Raw genomic sequence first — 17159 nt, 5'->3', positions numbered from 1 at the left:
AAAAATTAGAAACAAGAGCCCGGGCCGCCTGAAAATGATAAGCCGCAGCTCCCTTGTTCAGCATATAAATCTGACACTTCTTCTCGATGGCTGCTCGGGATCACAAAACGGTCATCATATTTGGCGATTGCCAGCAGCCGATACATGTCTTTAATTTGCTGTTCTGTTAAGCCGACACTGGAGATCAGTTCCGGGTCGATTGATTTATTCGTCTGGATCGCTCTCATATACTGGCGCATGACAGACATTTTCTTTAACGTGGATCGAATATGATCCGTATCCCCCGCCGTTAACAGCTGCGCCAAATAGTCAATCGGAATTCTCATTTGGTCGATAGCCGGAAAAATCGCTTCCGCCGTTTGCCGGCTTCCTTTTCCTTCAAAGAGATTCATAATCGGGCTGAGCGGCGGAATGTACCAAACCATCGGCAGCGTACGGTACTCAGGGTGAAGCGGAAGCGCAATCTTCCAGTCGATGATCATTTTGTAGATCGGCGATTGCTGCGCCGCTTCTATCCATTCAGCCGGGATGCCTTGTTCTTTTGCCAGTTTGGCAATCTCAGGATCATTCGGATCAAGAAAAACGTCCAGTTGGGAATGGTAGAGATCCTTTTCATTTTCAACCGATGCCGCTTCCTCCACTTTGTCCGCGTCATACAGCATGACGCCGAGATAGCGGATTCTGCCGACACACGTTTCGGAGCAGATGGTCGGCAGCCCCGCCTCCAAGCGCGGAAAGCAGAGTGTGCATTTTTCCGCTTTGTTCGTTTGCCAGTTAAAATAGACTTTTTTATAAGGACAGGATGAGACGCAATATCTCCATGAACGGCATGCGTTTTGATCCACAAGCACAATGCCGTCCTCCTCACGTTTGTACATGGCGCCGGACGGGCAGGAGGACACGCACGCCGGATTAATGCAGTGCTCACAAATACGCGGAAGATACATCATAAAGACTTCATCGAATTCTGTTTTGATCGATTCCTCCATCTTTTGCACGTTTGGATCTTCAAGCCCTGTAATGTGGCCGCCAGCGAGATCATCCTCCCAGTTCGGGCCCCATTCGATATTCATGAAATCCCCCGTTAAGGACGATTTCGGCCGCGCCACCGGCTGGTGCTTTTTTTGCGGGCTGTTTGTTAATGTTTCATAATCATAGTTCCAAGGTTCATAGTAGTCATCAATCGTCGGCTGATTCGGATTATAGAAAAGGCCTGCAAGCCGGTTTGTTTTCGGGCCTGATTTCAGTTCAAGCTTTCCTTTTTTCAACGTCCAGCCGCCTTTATATTTGTCCTGGTCCTCCCATTGCTTCGGGTAGCCGATGCCGGGCTTTGTTTCTACATTATTAAAATACATATATTCCGCACCGGAACGGTTTGTCCACGTGTTTTTGCAGGTGACGCTGCACGTGTGGCAGCCGATGCATTTATCCAAATTCATGACCATCCCGATCTGCGCTTTAATCTTCAAGCCAATCGACCTCCTTCAGCTTGCGGATGACGACATTCAGATCGCGCTGATTCCCCGTCGGACCGTAATAGTTAAAGCCGTAACTGAGCTGGGCATAGCCCCCGATCATCTGGGTCGGCTTGACGTGAATCCTTGTCGGGCTGTTATGGGTGCCTCCGCGGTTATTCGTCAGTTTTGTGCCGGGCACATTGATGTGGCGGTCCTGGGCATGGTGCATAAACGCCATTCCTTTAGGAATCCGGTGAGACAAAACCGCTCTCGCGACGACAACGCCGTTTCGGTTGAAGCATTCAATCCAATCGTTGTCTTTGATATCCGTGTCCTCTGCGTCATCTTTATTCATCCACACGGTCGGCCCGCCGCGGAACAGCGTCAGCATCGGCAGAGAATCAAAATACATGCTGTGGACGGACCATTTATTATGCGGCGTCAAATAATTAAGAACGATTTCTTTGCCCTCTTGATCAGGCCGCTTGCTTAGGAACGGACGGTGCTGGAGGATCGGTTTAAATGTCGCCATCGTTTCACCGAATTCCATCATCAGTTCATGATCGACATAATAGGATTGTCTGCCGGTCAGCGTCCGCCACGGAATTAATTTTTCCACATTCGTCGTAAACGGCGAGTACCTGCGCCCTCCTTTTTCTGAACCGGTAAAGGCCGGAGAGGTGATGACCGTTTTCGGCTGGGCTGTAATTTGCTCGAACGTAAAGCATTCTTCCTCGCGCTCTTCCGCCAGGTCTTTCAGCTCCAGATTGGTAATGTTTTCAAGTGATTCCCATGCTTTCACGGCGACTTTTCCATTTGAGGTGGACGACAGGGTTAAAATCGCTTCCGCCGCCTGCTTCGCTTCACTTATATTCGGGCATCCTTTGGCAACGCTGTTTGAATCGGTTTCTCCCAGTCTCTGTTTGAGTGATTCATATTCATCCGCAATCGACCAGCTCATCCCTTTTGTTCCGCTCGGTTTTAAAGCCGTATGAGGGCCGAGCGCGGTCATTTTATGAAAAATGTGTTTGTAATCCCGTTCAACGACATGGATGTTCGGCATCGTTTTTCCCGGAATGGCTTCACATTCGCCTTTGCTCCAGTCATTGATTTTGCCGAACGGCTGGGCCAATTCCTGCATCGTGTCGTGGAGGAGCGGCGTTGCGACTACCTCTTTCACCGGCTCCATATCGACTTCTTCCGCCAGATCGGAAACGGCTTTTGACAGCGCCTTAAAAATATCCCAGTCTGACTTCGATTCCCACGGCGCCGAGATGGCCGGAGCAAATGGATGAATAAACGGATGCATATCCGTACTGCTGAGATCGTGTTTTTCATACCATGTCGCCGCCGGCAGCACGATATCGGAATACAGCGCCGTACCCGCCATTCGAAAATCAAGATTGATTAACAAGTCGAGCTTGCCTTCCGGCGCCTGCTCCCGCCATTTGATTTCTTCAGGGCGGATGCTGTCGCTGTCGTCATTCATCAGACCGTTCGTCGTCCCCAGCAGATGCTTGAGAAAATATTCATGCCCTTTCCCTGAGCTTGAGATCAGATTTGCCCGCCATACGAAGAGATTCCTTGGGAAATTCACTTCATTGTCAGGGTCTTCAATCGCGAATTTCAGTTTTTTCTCTTGAAGCCGTGAGGCCACGTACGCACCTACGTCTTCAGGTGCCGCCGCCCCCGCTTTCTCAGCTTCTTTGTACAGATCAATGCCGTTTTGATTGAATGTCGGGTAAGACGGAAGCCACCCTAATCGCGCCGCCAGCACATTGTAATCGGCGTGATGCTTGTAGCGGGATGACGCGGCGATCGGTGAAGCCAAGTCACTGATCGGCTGGTCTTCATAACGCCACTGGTCTGTCGCAAAGTAAAAAAACGAGGTGCCGTTTTGCAGTTTAGGCACGCCTTCCCAGTCCTTTGCGGTTGCAATCGTCTGCCACCCTTCAGCCGGACGGAGCTTTTCCTGCCCCACGTAATGGGCCCAGCCTCCGCCGTTTACGCCTTGGGCGCCTACGAGTAAAACAAGATTTAACACCGCACGGTAAATTGTGTCGGAGTTGAACCAGTGGTTGATCCCCGCCCCTACGATAATCATGGATCTGCCGTCTGTATCAATCGCATTTTGGGCAAACTCCCTGGCAATCTGTATAACGGCTTCTCTTTTAATTCCCGTGATCTGTTCCTGCCAGGCAGGTGTGAACGGACGGGGATCATCATAGGATGCGGCTGATTGTCCGCCGATGCCCCGGTTCACGCCGTAGTTGGCCAATATCAAATCAAACACGGTCGTGACGTACGTCTCTTCACCATTCAGATCCAATTTTTTAATAGGAAGATTCCGCTCAAGCACTTTATTTCCGTCATTTGAAAAATACGGAATGCGCACCATGCCGATTTCGTCCTCTATTCCGAGCACGGAGAGACGGGGTTCAATCGGTTCCCCGGTGTCTTCGTCGATCATGTGCAGATTCCATTTCTGCTGCCCGTCCCAGCGGGAGCCCATTGTGCCTTGCGGTATGGCAAACGCACCTGTCTGTTCATTCCAGACCGCCGGCTTCCACTGATCATTTTTTGTCTGCCGCCCGATGTCTTTCGCATGCAGAAACCGTCCCGCTGTGTATACGCCATTTTCTTTTGACAGAGTGACGAAGAATGGAAAATCGGTGTATTGCTTCGCGTACTCAATAAAACGTTCAGTTTCTTGGTTCACGTAAAATTCCTGCAAAATAACGTGACCCATCGCCATCGCAAGCGCCCCGTCAGTCCCCTGGCGGATACTCAGCCAGTCATCTGCGAACTTTGAGGATTCCGCAAAATCGGGACTGATCGAAATGACTTTAGCGCCTTTATAGCGGGCTTCCGCCAGAAAATGCGCATCAGGCGTTCTCGTTAACGGCACGTTGGAGCCCCATGTGATGATATAGCCTGAATTGTACCAATCACTGCTCTCCGGAACGTCCGTCTGGTCGCCCCAAATTTGCGGGGACGCCGGCGGAAGATCCGCATACCAGTCATAAAAACTGAGCATTGGGCCGCCGATTAAAGACATGAATCGCGAACCTGATGCGTGGCTGATCATGGACATCGCCGGGATCGGAGAAAAACCGACATTCCGGTCAGGCCCGTATTTCATCACTGTATACAGCAGAGAGGCCGAAATCAGCTTCAGCACCTCCGGCCATTCCGCGCGCACAAAGCCGCCTTTCCCTCTTGCCTGTTTATAGGACTTCGCTTTTTCAGGGTTTTCAACGATCGATTTCCAGGCATCCAACGGATTGTGATGCGCCTGCAATGCCTCCCGCCACAAATTGATCAGCACACCTCGCACATATGGATATTTCACACGGAGCGGGCTGTAAATGTACCAAGCCCCCCGCGGGCAGCCTCTCGGTTCGAAATCAGGCATATCCGGGCCTGTTGATGGATAATTCAAGTTTTGTCCTTCCCACGTGACAATTCCGTTTTTCACATAAATATTCCAGCTGCAAGAACCCGTGCAGTTGACGCCGTGGGTGGAGCGAACGACTTTGTCGTACTGCCATCTGTTTCTGTATACATTCTCCCAATCACGATCTTCGCTTGTCGTTTGGCTATGGTTATTTGAATGATGTTCGATAGGAGAAAAATAGTTTAATCTCCTGAGCAACGGACTCATTTTCTTTTTCTTCATGATCGTTCACTCCTTCCGAGTCAGGTGATGCTATGTACACTATAAACAGAGACGGCGCGTTTCCTTGTGAACTATGTCACACACTCTGCTTTTTTCACAAAACGTTCACACGGAGCAGCAGGAAGGATTTTCAAACGATATGAGGACGCCCGCGTCATCAAAAAAACCGGTTCTGTTTAAGAACCGGGTTCGGCGTTTTCATCCCGTGATGTATGCAGATACCGCAAAAACAACTGATAGGAACAGAAGACATTTTGCTGAAGCATCGCCAAAAAGTTCATTTGCAGCCGCGGATGGTAAGACATCATTTGCTTAAATACGGAATATGGAATATGGAGTACCAGAATATCCGGTGAGACATTGACTGAGATAAAAGGCGATAAAGAGAGCCCGCCTTTTTCATCAATCGGAAACACATCGCCTTTTTCCCACAGCGCAACGGTTTGCGACCCTTCAGGGAGCCTGCTGTCCGTAAAACGGATATTGCCTTTTAATACAATATAAACGGATTGTGAATGAAGAAAGGATGGAGATTGGTCAGATGAGCCGCGGATAAACGTCCCGTTTTTCAGCAAGGTTTCGACAATGGACAGAGGCACTTCATTAAACATAGGAAGTTGTTTCAGAAATAATAAATAGTCACACTGATTCATAGGAAAGCCTCCTGTGCTAAGGATAGCTTTAGTGTAGCCCGATTGAGCCCGCGCGGCAGTGATGTATTTCACAGCTTGTATGATAAAAGTCACTTATCAGGAGAGTGTTTGTACTTATAATGAAATAAAAAGGAGGGTTTCGATGAAGGCGATGATTCCGAAGCAGCACGGCGCATGGGCGATGCTGCTGATTCCATTTTTACTCGGCATGATCAAGGGAGGCCCGGTTTTCTGGCATATTCCGCTCTTTCTGGGCTGGCTGTTCCTTTACTTGACGGTTTATCCCGTTTCGCTCGCTTTGAAAAAGAAACAGCTTCAGCCCTATCAAAAGTGGATATGGTATTACGGTTTTCCGGCCTGCTGCTTTTTGATCATCTCTGTCTATCATAAGCCGCAGCTCGTCTGGATCGGCGTTTTTTTATTGCCGCTGTTTCTCATACATACGCATTATGCCCGCCGAAAAAACGAACGGGCGCTCACGAATGATATTGCGGGTGTTCTGTTCTTTTGTTCAGGCGGGCTTGCGAGCTGCTGGCTGGGAACGGGAATCCTTGACGGCTGGGCCTGGTTTCTATTCTTGCAATCCGCTTTATTTTTTGTCGGGAGTTCTTTTTATGTGAAATCGGTCATACGGGAGAGAAAAAACAGAACCTTTGCATACTGGTCGTGGGGATATCACCTCTTGCTCCCCTTTTTATCGGCTCTTCTCGGGGCAGGCTGGGCGTTTCTCGCTTTTATCCTAAGCAGTCTGCGGGCCTGGTTTTTTCACGGAAGAGACTGGCCGGTGAAAACGATCGGCATTCTGGAAATCGTAAATGCCGGCTTCTTTTTCACCGTCATGTGTATATGTATCACAAGCTGAAAAACAAGGACACCGGCTGCCCTTGTTTTTTTCAGTCAATATTGCAGATCTCCAGCGGACAATTTTCACACTCGATCTCGCATCGTAAATAGTCCCGCTTGTGCAAAATAATTTTTCCGGTTTCGTCTATCGAAATAACCCCTTGTTTGCGGAGGTCTCCCAGCATGCGGTTGACGCTCTCCCTAGCCGCCGCGCAAAACTTAGCCAAATCCTGATTTGTCAGCACAATGTTAATCAGAATCCCGTCACTTCGTTCCACCCCGTAGCTGTTTGATAAGCGGATAAGGGTGGAATAGAGCGCCCCTTTTTTGCCGTGAAGAAGCAGGTCCCTGATCTTGGACTGGATTTTTCGAAGATGGGTGCTCATCCATTTCATAAATTCAAACGTCAAAACACCGTTTTGGATCAATTCCTTTTCCAACTTGTTTTTATTAATGACGAGCACCTCGCCATCCTCTAACACTTTCGCACTGAGCATATATCTCGGCTCATCTGTGAATAGCGTCAATTCCCCGACAATATCGTTTTTTTGGCAGATTCTAAGCGTCAGGTCTTTTCCGTCAGATGTCAGCTTGCCGATTTCAATGAGTCCTGACTGAATCAGATAGAGCTCTTTTGCTTCCATTCCTTCTTGAAACAAATAAGTGTGTTTTTTCATTTTCCTTTTCGTACTGATCGATTCCAGCAATTCATGCAGTTCGCGGGAAAGAAGTTCTTTATCAGATTTTCGGACAGAGAGAATATTCATGAGCTCACCTCGAAGAAAGTCACGTTGCGTATGTATATTGTAACGTGACTTGATTTGCACTCACCCAGAAAAAACTAACAATCTTGTGAATGGATCATTATGAATTGAGGCTCTGACTGTTTCTCTCCGTATGTGTTTTCATTCTTTCCTGCCAATACATCCAGATCACAAGGACAAAGCTGGCTAACGCGACCTCTGAAAGCGCCATAAACCCGATCGCGTATTGGCCTGTTGCCTGAAATACACTTGCCAGAATCAGCGGAGGGAAAAAACCGCCCAGTCCGCCCATGGCAGACACAATACCGTTGGCAATCCCCGCTTGCTTCGAAAAATAGAAAGGCACCAGTTTAAATACCGTCCCGTTTCCAATCCCTGAGCAGACTGCCACCGTCAGCGATCCAAACGCATAAAGGCCGATCGTCGGGGAGAATGACAGCATGACCCCTGACAGCGTAAGCCCTGCGAAAACGAACATCAGAATGCGGAGCGGGCTCAGTTTATCTGCAAGAAACCCTCCCACAGGCCTGAGCAGCGTAGAGACCGCAATAAAGCCGGCCGTCCGCAGACCGGCGTCCGCAGGGCTCAGCCCAAAATGCTCAACCAAAAAATTCGGAAGATAGATGGTAAAGGCGACAAAGGCGCCGAACGTAATAAAATAAAACAGGCTCAACATCCACAGCACATGATTTCGGTAAACGGCTTTCATTTGTGTCTTTATGGAAACTTTGACTTTCTTCTCATGCCGGTCGCCGAACAAAACGTGCAGTAATGCGAAAACAGCCAGCAAAACAAGATACATCTGCACGGTTGCTTTCCATCCCGCGGCTTGAGCGATAACCGGCGCCGCAAAGGTAGTAACGGCGGTCCCGATGTTTCCGGCACCGTAAATCCCATTGACGACACCGTGCTTTTCTTTCGGATAATATTTCGGGAGGGACGTCACTCCGATGGAGAATACCGCTCCCCCGATCCCTAAGAAAAAGCCGCCCGCGATTAAATCAAATAAAGAATCCGCGATACTGATCCAAAATACAGGAAACAAAAGCAGGATGAAGCTGATCATAAACATCAGCCGCGCCCCGTACCTGTTCGTTAAATATCCTAAAGGAATACGGAGAAGCGATCCGAGAATAACGGGAATCGCCGTCACCAATGAAATCTCGCCTTTGCTTAAATGAATATCTGATGTCATTTGAGAAATGAGCGATGAAATCAGCACCCACACCATAAACCCTGCCACTAAGCTTAATGACTGCAACGATAATTGAATATGTTGACGATTGATCATTCGGCTTGCCCCTTTCACTGATTCAATATCAGTCTTATCATACAAAAACTCAGTTTACGGGATTGTGAATTACATCACACGCTTTATATACAAAAAAAGAACAAAGCCCGAAGACTTTGTCCTTTGATCATCATTACATTTTTTCCGGAGCGGATACGCCGATCAGCTGAAGCGCATTGTTCAGCGTAATTTGCGTCGCTTTCATTAAAGCGAGACGCGCGCGGCTCTTCTCTTTATTTTCCGGATCGATGACTTTCTCCGCATTGTAGAAGCTGTGCAGAGCGGAAGCCAGATCATAAATATAGTTTGTGACACGGTGAGGAATGCGTTTTTCCGCCGCTTCTGCCACTGCCTCAGGGAAGCCGCCGATCGTTTTCAGCAGGTCATATTCTTTTTCTGATTGAATATGGCTGAAATCAAGATCTGCCGCCGGTTTAAGTCCCTGCTCCTCCCCTTGGCGAAGCATGCTGCAAATACGTGCATGTGCGTATTGTGCATAATACACAGGGTTTTCGTTAGATGTGGATACGGCAAGATCCAAGTCAAAATCCATGTGCGTATCAGCGCTGCGCATCGCGAAGAAATAACGCACGGCATCCAAGCCGACTTCTTCAATCAAGTCGCGCATCGTTACGGCTTTCCCCGTACGTTTGCTCATCTTCATTTTTTCGCCGTTTTTGTATAAATGAACGAGCTGAATGATCTCAACTTCCAATGTGCCTTTCTTGTAACCGAGCGCTTCAATTGCCGCTTTCATACGCGGAATATACCCGTGGTGATCCGCGCCCCATACATTGATGAGTTTGTCGAATCCGCGGTCAAGTTTGTCTTTATGGTATGCGATATCTGGCAGCAAATAAGTGTATGAGCCGTCTTTTTTGATCAGCACACGGTCTTTATCGTCGCCGAACGTTGTGGAGCGGAACCATGTCGCGCCGTCCTCTTCGTATACATGGCCCTTTTCGCGAAGCGCCTCAAGCGCCTGATCAATTTTTCCGTTTTCGTACAGTGACGTTTCAGAATACCATACGTCAAACGGTACGCGGAAATTTTCCAGGTCGGAGCGAAGTTTATCAAGCTCGTACTTTAAGCCGTATTCACGGAAAAACGCCTGACGTTCGCTCTCCTCTTCATGTACGAAACGGTCGCCGAAATCTTCGGCAAGCTTTTTCCCGATGGCGATAATATCCTCGCCGCGGTAGCCGTCTTCCGGCATCGGTTTCTCGAGACCGAGCGCTTCAAAATAACGGACTTCAACGGAAAGCGCCAGGTTGTTAATCTGGTTGCCCGCATCATTAATATAGTACTCGCGGCTCACATCATAGCCCGCTTTAGAAAGAACGCTGCACAGCGCGTCACCTACCGCCGCGCCGCGCGCATGGCCTAAGTGAAGATCTCCCGTCGGGTTGGCTGATACGAATTCGACCTGAATCTTTTCGCCTTGTCCGATGTTTGTCTCTCCGTAATGTTCACCCGCTTCAAGCACGGACGGAATCAGTTTTGTTAAGTAGCTGTTGTTCATGTAAAAGTTGATAAAGCCAGGTCCCGCAATATCCATCTTTTCAATGGAAGCTTTGCCTTTATCAAATGACGCCACGATCTCCTCAGCGATTTGGCGCGGCGCTTTTTTTGCGATTCTCGCCAGCTGCATCGCCATGTTTGTGGAATAATCACCGTGTGTTTTTTCTTTCGGCGTTTCTAACAGTACGCTTGGAATCTGGCTTTCTTCCGCCAGGCCCGCTTTCAGAACGGCCGCTTTGATTTCTTCCTTCAGCACGTCCTTCATTTGTTCCGCAATGTTCATGCGTGAGTTCCTCCCTCATACGTGATCGTCATATTATGTAAATGCTGCTGCCCGTCTCCGACATGCATGTCATATGCGATGCTGATTCGGCCTTTTTCTTCACCGAGATCAGATTGAATCGATTTTGTGCTTGTTTCCAGCTCAAGCTCACCAAATGACATTTTATATTTCGCAATTGTGGAAGCTCCCGTTATGAAACGCTGATTCATTTTAACAGCGCCTGACCTCATGATCAGGACTTCGCCTTCGCTCACCTTCACAATCGTTTTTACTTTGCCTAGGTCGTGTTCTTCATAATAAGATAGATACACTTTTTGTTGTTTTACATAGTAAAATCCGGTAGTACGGAATTCGATGACTTCATCATTTCCGTCATCCTCGATCACAGACTTCACATGGAGTGTTATCGGTGTCTCTTGCTTCATTTTGACACGTCCTTTTCATCATTCCACTTTGACTTGAATAGTATAATCATTCAGCTTGTAAACTTCAACTGCTTCTATCTTACCATCATTGCTCATTAGATTTGAAGATAAACCTCATAAAAAGCAGTTCCTTATGAGAAGAGAAAATCATATCACTATGTCACCCAATCCGTAAAAAACATGACAGCAGCTTATCAGAAACTCCCACAGTCTCATCGAAGCTGCTGCGACTTCCAGCAACATAGATTGTGCAGCAGAAATGCCAACGATGTCAAAGCGCTGCGTGACAGCGATAAAAACGTCCGCCAAACACACGTGATGGCTGCTGTATTATGCCAAGTCATCATATTCGGCTGCGTGTACGAAATCGTCAAAGCCGTCCCTTTCCGCTTTCACACGCCCCTTGCCGTATCAATGGGACTCGCGGTGTTACTGATTTTGTATTTATTGTATTTTATGCGGACGTACTTGCTGCAGCTTTTCCAGCATGTCAGCCTGTTCAAAAAAGGGCATGCGGGAGCGCTGGCAGCAGCAGGGGTTTGGCGAATGCTCAGTTTCACCATAAGTGAACTGCTATTTTTAATCATCCTGGCTGCCATCCAGCAGATCGGCTCATTTATTTATAAACGATTTTTTTATCGCAGCTCTGCTTCTGTCAACCTGTGAAATAAGCTACATCGCAATCGCTGACGGACCAGTCCCAACCGGAATCACCGTCATGGCTGTATAATCACTCGTGCGGTACACGGTTACGGTATTGTCGCCGGGCTGTGCTGCATAAATGTACTGATTATCAGGTGTTACGGCGAGGTCAAAGGCGTCGGGGAGAGACACGTTTGCAATGATCCTCTGTCCAGCCGTATTAACTACGTATAAGTTATTAATGAGAAACGGTTCACTATATGGCTCTAGAAAATAAGCTCTAGTGCTATCGCGAGAAAATACAATCGTCCTCAGCGTTTCCAATAAACGGTTGAAGTCGCCTCCCCTGCTTAATGGTGACAAACTGATCTCCGTTACACCTTTCGGCAGCAGCTCACCATTCAACACATACGCAAAATTTCCAGCGTAAGGAGTGGCAATTAAACTGGGAAATTCAAATGTATCTATGATACTTTCTACCAACTGCCCAGTATTTACATCATATTTATCAACCGACCAACTGCTTCCATTAGCGGTATAGACATACTGTCCATTCGGATCAAGAGCAAAGTCTAAAACGCCGGGTATCGGAATGACATCAATGACCGATTGAGAGGCCATGTTGATCATATATATAGATCCGGCGGCCATCACGTACGCGAACTCATCTGTTGAATCAAATTCAACCTTTCTCGGCCCTCCTCCAACAGTGATGGTATTTATGATGGTTAATGTTTTATTATCTAGCACTGAGACAAGGTTGGTATTCCCATGGAGGACATACGTGAAAGCTTTATCGAAAGTAACGCCTAGATTAGTTGGCACGTCAGAAAAAGGGATTGTTTTTACAACCGTGTTTAAATCTGAATCAATAACCGAAACCGTGCTGTCTCCTGAATTGGCTGTAAACACATACGATTGAGGGTCTGGCGGTGGCGGTAAAACAAGCGTCCCGGTCACCGTAAGCGGACTGCCGTAGAAAGGCGGTACAATGAGAAGATCTTCCACTGTTATTTGACTGAAATCAGGACAGCGGCCAGACTGCGCTGCATAATAAACAACTTGATCAATCTCTTCTGTATGAATCACAGAAACAGCCCCGTCCCCTTGTCCATATTGATTTCGTACAGGCGACACACTGACAAGAAGCATAACGGTCCCTTGTACTCTCACAGCATATCGAACACCGATATCTTCTGGTTCCGGCCCAGTCTGGATTAAGCAAGGCTCACTGATACAGGACAAATTGTCTGTACTCCATGTAACAGCCGCTGACGCTTCGGCCGTATCAACCTTGAAGCCCTCAGGGATATCTATCGGCACTTGAAACGGCGCTTCCCGGCTAATTTCCTCATCACAAAAACAGAAACAATTTTCCTGTAAAGCAGAAAGATCATTCTTTTTCATGATTTCACGTCCTTTTAGAAATGCACAACATATAGTTGATTAAATCGCAATAGCTCCCGGTGAAACCCCAAGAGATATGACAGTCTCCACGGAGTAATCATCCGTGTTGTAAACAGTGATGCTCTGCTCTATAAAACGAGTTGCATACAGAAAATCGCCATTCGGGGTAAACGCATAGTCTGTTGCTGATTGCGGAAGATTTCCAATTACACCTGCTCCATTCGGACTGACAGAATATAAATTGCCAGTGAAGCTGTCATGTAAATACACCTCTGATCCACTCGTAAACATTACATATAGCCCGTCAGGCTCCAGCTCTTGGGTATCCCTGATCGTAAACGTATTTAAATCAATAACCGTCAAATAATTGAATAAGAATTCTTGTTCTAATACATACGCATACCGCTCCGTAGAATCTGTTTCTATGGATGATACGATAAGCTCTCGTTCAATCGTTCCTAAGACTTCACCGGTAGATAAGTCCACTTTTTGCACTAACCCAAAATTAAGAACATAGGCGAACAACCCATTGGGGTCAATTGCAATATCAAAACCTTCTACAGGAATAGACCTCTCAACAGTCAACGTATCAATTCCAATCACATAAATGGCAGTACCGGTGAAAACATAAGCAAACTCATGATTAGGGATAAATCTAATCAATCGAGGCGGCTGATCCAGCAATATAGTTGCTGTCACTGTTAATGTGTCATAATCGATGACAGAAATCACATTATTGTTGGGATGTAAGACAAACACAGCGCTTTTATCTGGCGTAATTTCAATACCTGCCGGATTGTACGGAAGAGCAATCGTTGTCACAACAGTATGGGTGTTTGTATCAATCACAGAAACTGATTGATCATTTGGATTCGCTGTAAACGCGTAGACGGGTTCCGGCTCCGGTACAAGCACAATCGTCCCCGTCACCGATAAAGGACTGCCGTAAAACGGCGGAACAACAACAAGGTTCTCAATCGTGATGTCACTGATATCCGGGCAATCATCCGGTTCATCGGAATAATAGACGACTTGATCGATTTCTGCATTGTGAATGACGGAAACAGCCCCGTCCCCTTGTCCATATTGATTTCGCACAGGTGAGACACTGACGAGTAGCGTAACGGTTCCCTGCAGGCGCACTGCAAATTGAACACCGACCTCATCAGGCTCTGGCCCCGTTTGAATTAAGCAACGGTCACTGACACAAGAAAGGCTGTCTGCATTCCACGTCACGTTTGCAACAGCTTCAGCCGGATCAACGACAAATCCTTCAGGTAATTCAATCGGCGCTTGAAACATGGCTTCTCGGCTTGCTTCTCCCTCACAAAAACATAAGCACTCTTCTTGTTCTGCTCCTGCTTTTTCTTTAAAGGAAAGCTTATTTTTTCTCATTCCTTCACTTCCTTTTCAGACATACACTGCTCACGCAGATACAACAGAATATGGGAAGGTGTATTTGTTTGCTTGTACAAATTGGGGGGATAATAGTGGATTTTTGAAATGATATCCGCAGACATGCGGTTTTAACGAAAGAAAACATTGCGGTATTTTTGCGCTATCCTTCCGAATGAAAATGATAAAATATGTCATATACATAACGTGGAAGGGAGGGATTCGGAATAGTGGCGAGTGTTTTATCATCTTCAGCGGTTGGAGAAAAAATCAACGAATGGTATATGTACATTCGAAGGTTCAGCATCCCGGACGCCGAGTACTTGCGGAGAGAAATCAAAGAAGAACTTGCAGGTCTGGAAGATGATCAGGATCTTCATCTATACTATTCTCTCATGGAATTCCGCCATAATCTGATGCTCGAATACCTCGAACCGCTGGAATCGCAGCGGATAGAAGAACAGCCGAGACTATCGGATCTGCTCGCGGATATTGATAAAAAGCAGGCCCGGCTGACCGGACGTCTTGATTATTATTTTAATTTTTTCCGGGGGATGTATGAGCTGGAATGCCGTGAATATCTTTCAGCGATTCAGTTTTTTAAGAAAGCTGAATATAAGCTTGATTTTGTCAAAGATTGTATCGAGAAAGCTGAATTTTATTTTAAGATGTCAGAGTCCTATTATTATATGAAACAGACTTATTTTTCTATGGATTATGCCCGGCAGGCTTATAAAATTTATCATAAGCAGGAGGCATATAATATAAGGGTGCTTCAGTGCCATTCATTGTTCGCTACCAACTTTCTTGACTTAAAGCAATATGATGAAGCAATTCAGCATTTTAAAAAGGCTTATGCCATGGCAGAGGCAGAACAGCAGCCTCAATTAATGGGCCGGACTCTATATAATATCGGACTTTGTTTTAACAGCCAAGAAAATTACAAACCAGCCATTGACTACATAAAACGGGCAATAGCTGTTTTTGAAGATGGGAACATCATCACTTCTCTCCCGCAAGCCTATTTCTTAATCACACAAATACATTATAAAATCGGAAATATGGCCATAGCCAGACAATATCATGACAAAGGGGTATCTTATGCAGAGGAGGCAGAAGATTCCCTATATATCGCCGAGTATGAATTTTTAGAATCTTTATATGTCGGTGAGCCTGATGAAGAAGCAATCATGGAATGTTTTGACTTTCTCAGAGATAAATTGATGTATGCTGATCTTGAAGATTTTGCCTTAGATGTGGCAAAATATTATCATGAAAGAGAAAATTTCGAGAAGGCTTCCGCATATTTTTTAAAGGTGGAAGAAACAAGACAGCAGATTCAAGGAGGTGTGAAGTTGTATGAAATTGAAGTATAAATTAGCACTTACTTGCTTGGCAATAAGCACTGTTTTTGTTTCAGCCGACATCGCAAGTGCACCGAAACATCAATTTGAAGTTGCTCAGCGCGGAATGATTTAAATGATGATTACTTTTAGGCTTGCAGGTTAAACTGCAAGCCGTTTTTTATATAAACAACTAATTTGCAAAAACAAAAATCATACCTTAAAATTCAAATGTGTAAAAAGTATTTGACACACATACATATATTATTTAAAATAAATATATATAAATTTGAAAATTTAAAATAAAAACAAAAATATTTAAGGAGGGTTTTAGTGGATAACAATATTAAAAAACTTAGAACAGCAGCTGATATTTCACAAAATGATCTGGCTAAGCTCTGCAATGTGACCAGGCAAACCATCAATGCAATTGAAAATAATAAATATGACCCGACATTAAGTCTGGCTTTTTCGATAGCTCACGCATTAAATACGGGAATAGATAAAGTATTCAACTATAACGCCAAAAAAAAGTAAGGGAGCGGTTCTTATGAAGAAAATGGATGAGATGCAAAAACACCAATCGGGTATAGCCGCCAGAATAGCATTTAGTTTTTATACTGTCGCTTTACTGATATGGTCATTAATAGATTATTTTAAAAACGGAAATACAGGATGGCAATTTCCAATACTTTTAATAGGCTGCGCGCTCTATTTATGGATTCAAGTTTATCATAATCGAAAAACAAGGTAACAATTCCAATACACTTCCGGAGGATTATACAGCAATGTACGAATATAAGTTCATAAAAGTAGAAGTAAACCGATGGAAAGGAAAGCCTAAAGAAGACTATAAAGAAATTATTGAAAAGTATTCGCAGCAAGGATGGAAGCTGGTTCAAATATTTGCTCCTCCTATTTCAGGTTATGGGGCAGCCGATTATTTTGATATTATTCTTGAAAAAAAAGTATAAATGTTTCAGTACAAAGAAAGCCGGATCATACATATGGTCCGGCTTTCTTTGTACTGAAAATAAGCCAGCAGATACCTTAACGGATTTCACCTCTTAAATATTTTTTTCGGAAATCCGCAATTCAAATAGCTTTCAATATATTTTATTATTTAACTTGCTGGGGATATTGAAAAAATTGGAGGAAAAAATGAGTCTACTTTTAAAAACACAAAATAGTAAAGCGATTTTTACATTAGTAGCATCAGGAATCATTGTTCTCGCTCTTTTCAGTATAAAACATAATCATTTAAGCATGGATGTCATCGATATTTTAAACAGAGCTGGAATAATAGCTCCTAGTTGGATTGTCAGTGCTATCACCGCAACGGGTTCAGTCCTGGCTATCATTACTGTTTTAGGATCTCTTGGTGCAGGCTTGCCATTAGCCGTTTTAGAACAATTGGCTGCAGCAAGTACAGCAGCAGCTTAATATAAAACATTAA

The 17159-nt window shown here is 45.6% G+C and carries 16 protein-coding genes and 1 pseudogene; 8 read left to right on the top strand and 9 right to left on the bottom strand.

Going from position 1 to position 17159, the window contains the following annotated elements:
- Nucleotides 1-5 precede the first annotated feature (5 nt).
- The 3 genes from narH to BZ167_RS11560 form a co-directional block, all read right to left on the bottom strand.
- Nucleotides 6-1469: a nitrate reductase subunit beta gene (gene narH, locus BZ167_RS11570; RefSeq protein ID WP_031379126.1), complete on the bottom strand. Its 1464-nt coding sequence runs from the start codon at nucleotides 1467-1469 to the stop codon at nucleotides 6-8.
- Nucleotides 1459-5136: a nitrate reductase subunit alpha gene (locus BZ167_RS11565; RefSeq protein ID WP_077392087.1), complete on the bottom strand. Its 3678-nt coding sequence runs from the start codon at nucleotides 5134-5136 to the stop codon at nucleotides 1459-1461. Before BZ167_RS11565 ends, narH begins: the two co-directional genes overlap by 11 nt.
- A gap of 176 nt (nucleotides 5137-5312) precedes the next feature.
- A complete protein-coding gene (locus tag BZ167_RS11560) occupies nucleotides 5313-5789 on the bottom strand; it encodes a cyclic nucleotide-binding domain-containing protein (protein ID WP_040238756.1) in 477 nt (158 codons plus the stop codon).
- Nucleotides 5790-5931: 142 nt separating this feature from the next.
- Between BZ167_RS11560 and BZ167_RS11555 the strand changes: the two genes are divergently transcribed.
- A complete protein-coding gene (locus BZ167_RS11555; protein ID WP_077392086.1) occupies nucleotides 5932-6651 on the top strand; it encodes a YwiC-like family protein in 720 nt (239 codons plus the stop codon).
- Between the two features lie 31 nt (nucleotides 6652-6682).
- Here BZ167_RS11555 and BZ167_RS11550 read toward each other — a convergent pair whose 3' ends face one another.
- The 4 genes from BZ167_RS11550 to BZ167_RS11535 form a co-directional block, all read right to left on the bottom strand.
- Nucleotides 6683-7399: a fumarate/nitrate reduction transcriptional regulator Fnr gene (locus tag BZ167_RS11550; protein ID WP_053573960.1), complete on the bottom strand. Its 717-nt coding sequence runs from the start codon at nucleotides 7397-7399 to the stop codon at nucleotides 6683-6685.
- Between the two features lie 97 nt (nucleotides 7400-7496).
- A complete protein-coding gene (gene narK / locus BZ167_RS11545) occupies nucleotides 7497-8687 on the bottom strand; it encodes a nitrate transporter NarK (RefSeq protein ID WP_007407632.1) in 1191 nt (396 codons plus the stop codon).
- Between the two features lie 133 nt (nucleotides 8688-8820).
- Nucleotides 8821-10491, bottom strand: coding sequence for an arginine--tRNA ligase (argS, locus tag BZ167_RS11540; protein ID WP_014419127.1), 1671 nt, complete (start codon nucleotides 10489-10491; stop codon nucleotides 8821-8823).
- Nucleotides 10488-10916: a YwiB family protein gene (locus BZ167_RS11535; protein WP_007407634.1), complete on the bottom strand. Its 429-nt coding sequence runs from the start codon at nucleotides 10914-10916 to the stop codon at nucleotides 10488-10490. Before BZ167_RS11535 ends, argS begins: the two co-directional genes overlap by 4 nt.
- 153 nt (nucleotides 10917-11069) lie before the next feature.
- On the opposite strand from BZ167_RS11535, the pseudogene BZ167_RS11530 reads away from it, so the two are divergent.
- A pseudogene (locus tag BZ167_RS11530) lies at nucleotides 11070-11582 on the top strand (bacteriocin biosynthesis protein AlbG); the annotation flags it as partial.
- Between the two features lie 6 nt (nucleotides 11583-11588).
- On the opposite strand, the gene BZ167_RS11525 reads toward BZ167_RS11530, so the two are convergent.
- A complete protein-coding gene (locus tag BZ167_RS11525) occupies nucleotides 11589-12965 on the bottom strand; it encodes a YncE family protein (RefSeq protein ID WP_061860962.1) in 1377 nt (458 codons plus the stop codon).
- 39 nt (nucleotides 12966-13004) lie between these two features.
- A complete protein-coding gene (locus BZ167_RS11520) occupies nucleotides 13005-14360 on the bottom strand; it encodes a YncE family protein (protein WP_077392085.1) in 1356 nt (451 codons plus the stop codon).
- A 230-nt stretch (nucleotides 14361-14590) separates the two neighbouring features.
- Here BZ167_RS11520 and BZ167_RS11510 point away from each other — a divergent pair, with 230 nt between their 5' ends.
- The 6 genes from BZ167_RS11510 (at nucleotide 14591) to BZ167_RS11485 (ending at nucleotide 17146) form a co-directional block, all read left to right on the top strand.
- The gene (locus BZ167_RS11510) at nucleotides 14591-15736 is read left to right on the top strand and encodes a response regulator aspartate phosphatase (RefSeq protein ID WP_015418439.1); all 1146 of its coding nucleotides are present in this window, start codon (nucleotides 14591-14593) and stop codon (nucleotides 15734-15736) included.
- On the top strand, nucleotides 15720-15839 hold the full coding sequence (locus BZ167_RS11505; protein WP_015240778.1) for a PhrC/PhrF family phosphatase-inhibitory pheromone: 120 nt from the start codon (nucleotides 15720-15722) through the stop codon (nucleotides 15837-15839). Before BZ167_RS11510 ends, BZ167_RS11505 begins: the two co-directional genes overlap by 17 nt.
- Nucleotides 15840-16036: 197 nt before the next feature.
- Entirely contained in the window at nucleotides 16037-16240 is a 204-nt protein-coding gene (locus BZ167_RS11500; protein WP_007407640.1) for a helix-turn-helix transcriptional regulator, read from the top strand.
- Between the two features lie 13 nt (nucleotides 16241-16253).
- Entirely contained in the window at nucleotides 16254-16457 is a 204-nt protein-coding gene (locus BZ167_RS11495) for a hypothetical protein (protein ID WP_007407641.1), read from the top strand.
- A gap of 34 nt (nucleotides 16458-16491) precedes the next feature.
- The gene (locus BZ167_RS11490; RefSeq protein WP_007407642.1) at nucleotides 16492-16677 is read left to right on the top strand and encodes a DUF4177 domain-containing protein; all 186 of its coding nucleotides are present in this window, start codon (nucleotides 16492-16494) and stop codon (nucleotides 16675-16677) included.
- A gap of 187 nt (nucleotides 16678-16864) precedes the next feature.
- Nucleotides 16865-17146: a hypothetical protein gene (locus BZ167_RS11485; RefSeq protein WP_007407643.1), complete on the top strand. Its 282-nt coding sequence runs from the start codon at nucleotides 16865-16867 to the stop codon at nucleotides 17144-17146.
- The last annotated feature ends 13 nt before the right edge of the window (nucleotides 17147-17159 follow it).

Origin of the sequence: Bacillus sp. 275 (genome assembly GCF_001999205.1) — a bacterium.
GTDB lineage: Bacteria > Bacillota > Bacilli > Bacillales > Bacillaceae > Bacillus > Bacillus velezensis.
The sequence above is the reverse complement of the archived record's forward strand: the minus strand, read 5'-3'. Positions and strand labels throughout refer to the sequence as shown.

Coding starts and splice junctions, on each gene's coding strand:
- BZ167_RS11505 (WP_015240778.1), top strand. CDS start 15,720: ATGAAATTGAAGTATAAATTAGCACTTACTTGCTTGGCAATAAGCACT.
- BZ167_RS11565 (WP_077392087.1), bottom strand. CDS start 5,136: ATGAAGAAAAAGAAAATGAGTCCGTTGCTCAGGAGATTAAACTATTTT.
- argS (WP_014419127.1), bottom strand. CDS start 10,491: ATGAACATTGCGGAACAAATGAAGGACGTGCTGAAGGAAGAAATCAAA.
- BZ167_RS11535 (WP_007407634.1), bottom strand. CDS start 10,916: ATGAAGCAAGAGACACCGATAACACTCCATGTGAAGTCTGTGATCGAG.
- narK (WP_007407632.1), bottom strand. CDS start 8,687: ATGATCAATCGTCAACATATTCAATTATCGTTGCAGTCATTAAGCTTA.
- BZ167_RS11490 (WP_007407642.1), top strand. CDS start 16,492: ATGTACGAATATAAGTTCATAAAAGTAGAAGTAAACCGATGGAAAGGA.
- BZ167_RS11550 (WP_053573960.1), bottom strand. CDS start 7,399: ATGAATATTCTCTCTGTCCGAAAATCTGATAAAGAACTTCTTTCCCGC.
- BZ167_RS11520 (WP_077392085.1), bottom strand. CDS start 14,360: ATGAGAAAAAATAAGCTTTCCTTTAAAGAAAAAGCAGGAGCAGAACAA.
- BZ167_RS11485 (WP_007407643.1), top strand. CDS start 16,865: ATGAGTCTACTTTTAAAAACACAAAATAGTAAAGCGATTTTTACATTA.
- BZ167_RS11560 (WP_040238756.1), bottom strand. CDS start 5,789: ATGAATCAGTGTGACTATTTATTATTTCTGAAACAACTTCCTATGTTT.
- BZ167_RS11525 (WP_061860962.1), bottom strand. CDS start 12,965: ATGAAAAAGAATGATCTTTCTGCTTTACAGGAAAATTGTTTCTGTTTT.
- BZ167_RS11555 (WP_077392086.1), top strand. CDS start 5,932: ATGAAGGCGATGATTCCGAAGCAGCACGGCGCATGGGCGATGCTGCTG.
- BZ167_RS11495 (WP_007407641.1), top strand. CDS start 16,254: ATGAAGAAAATGGATGAGATGCAAAAACACCAATCGGGTATAGCCGCC.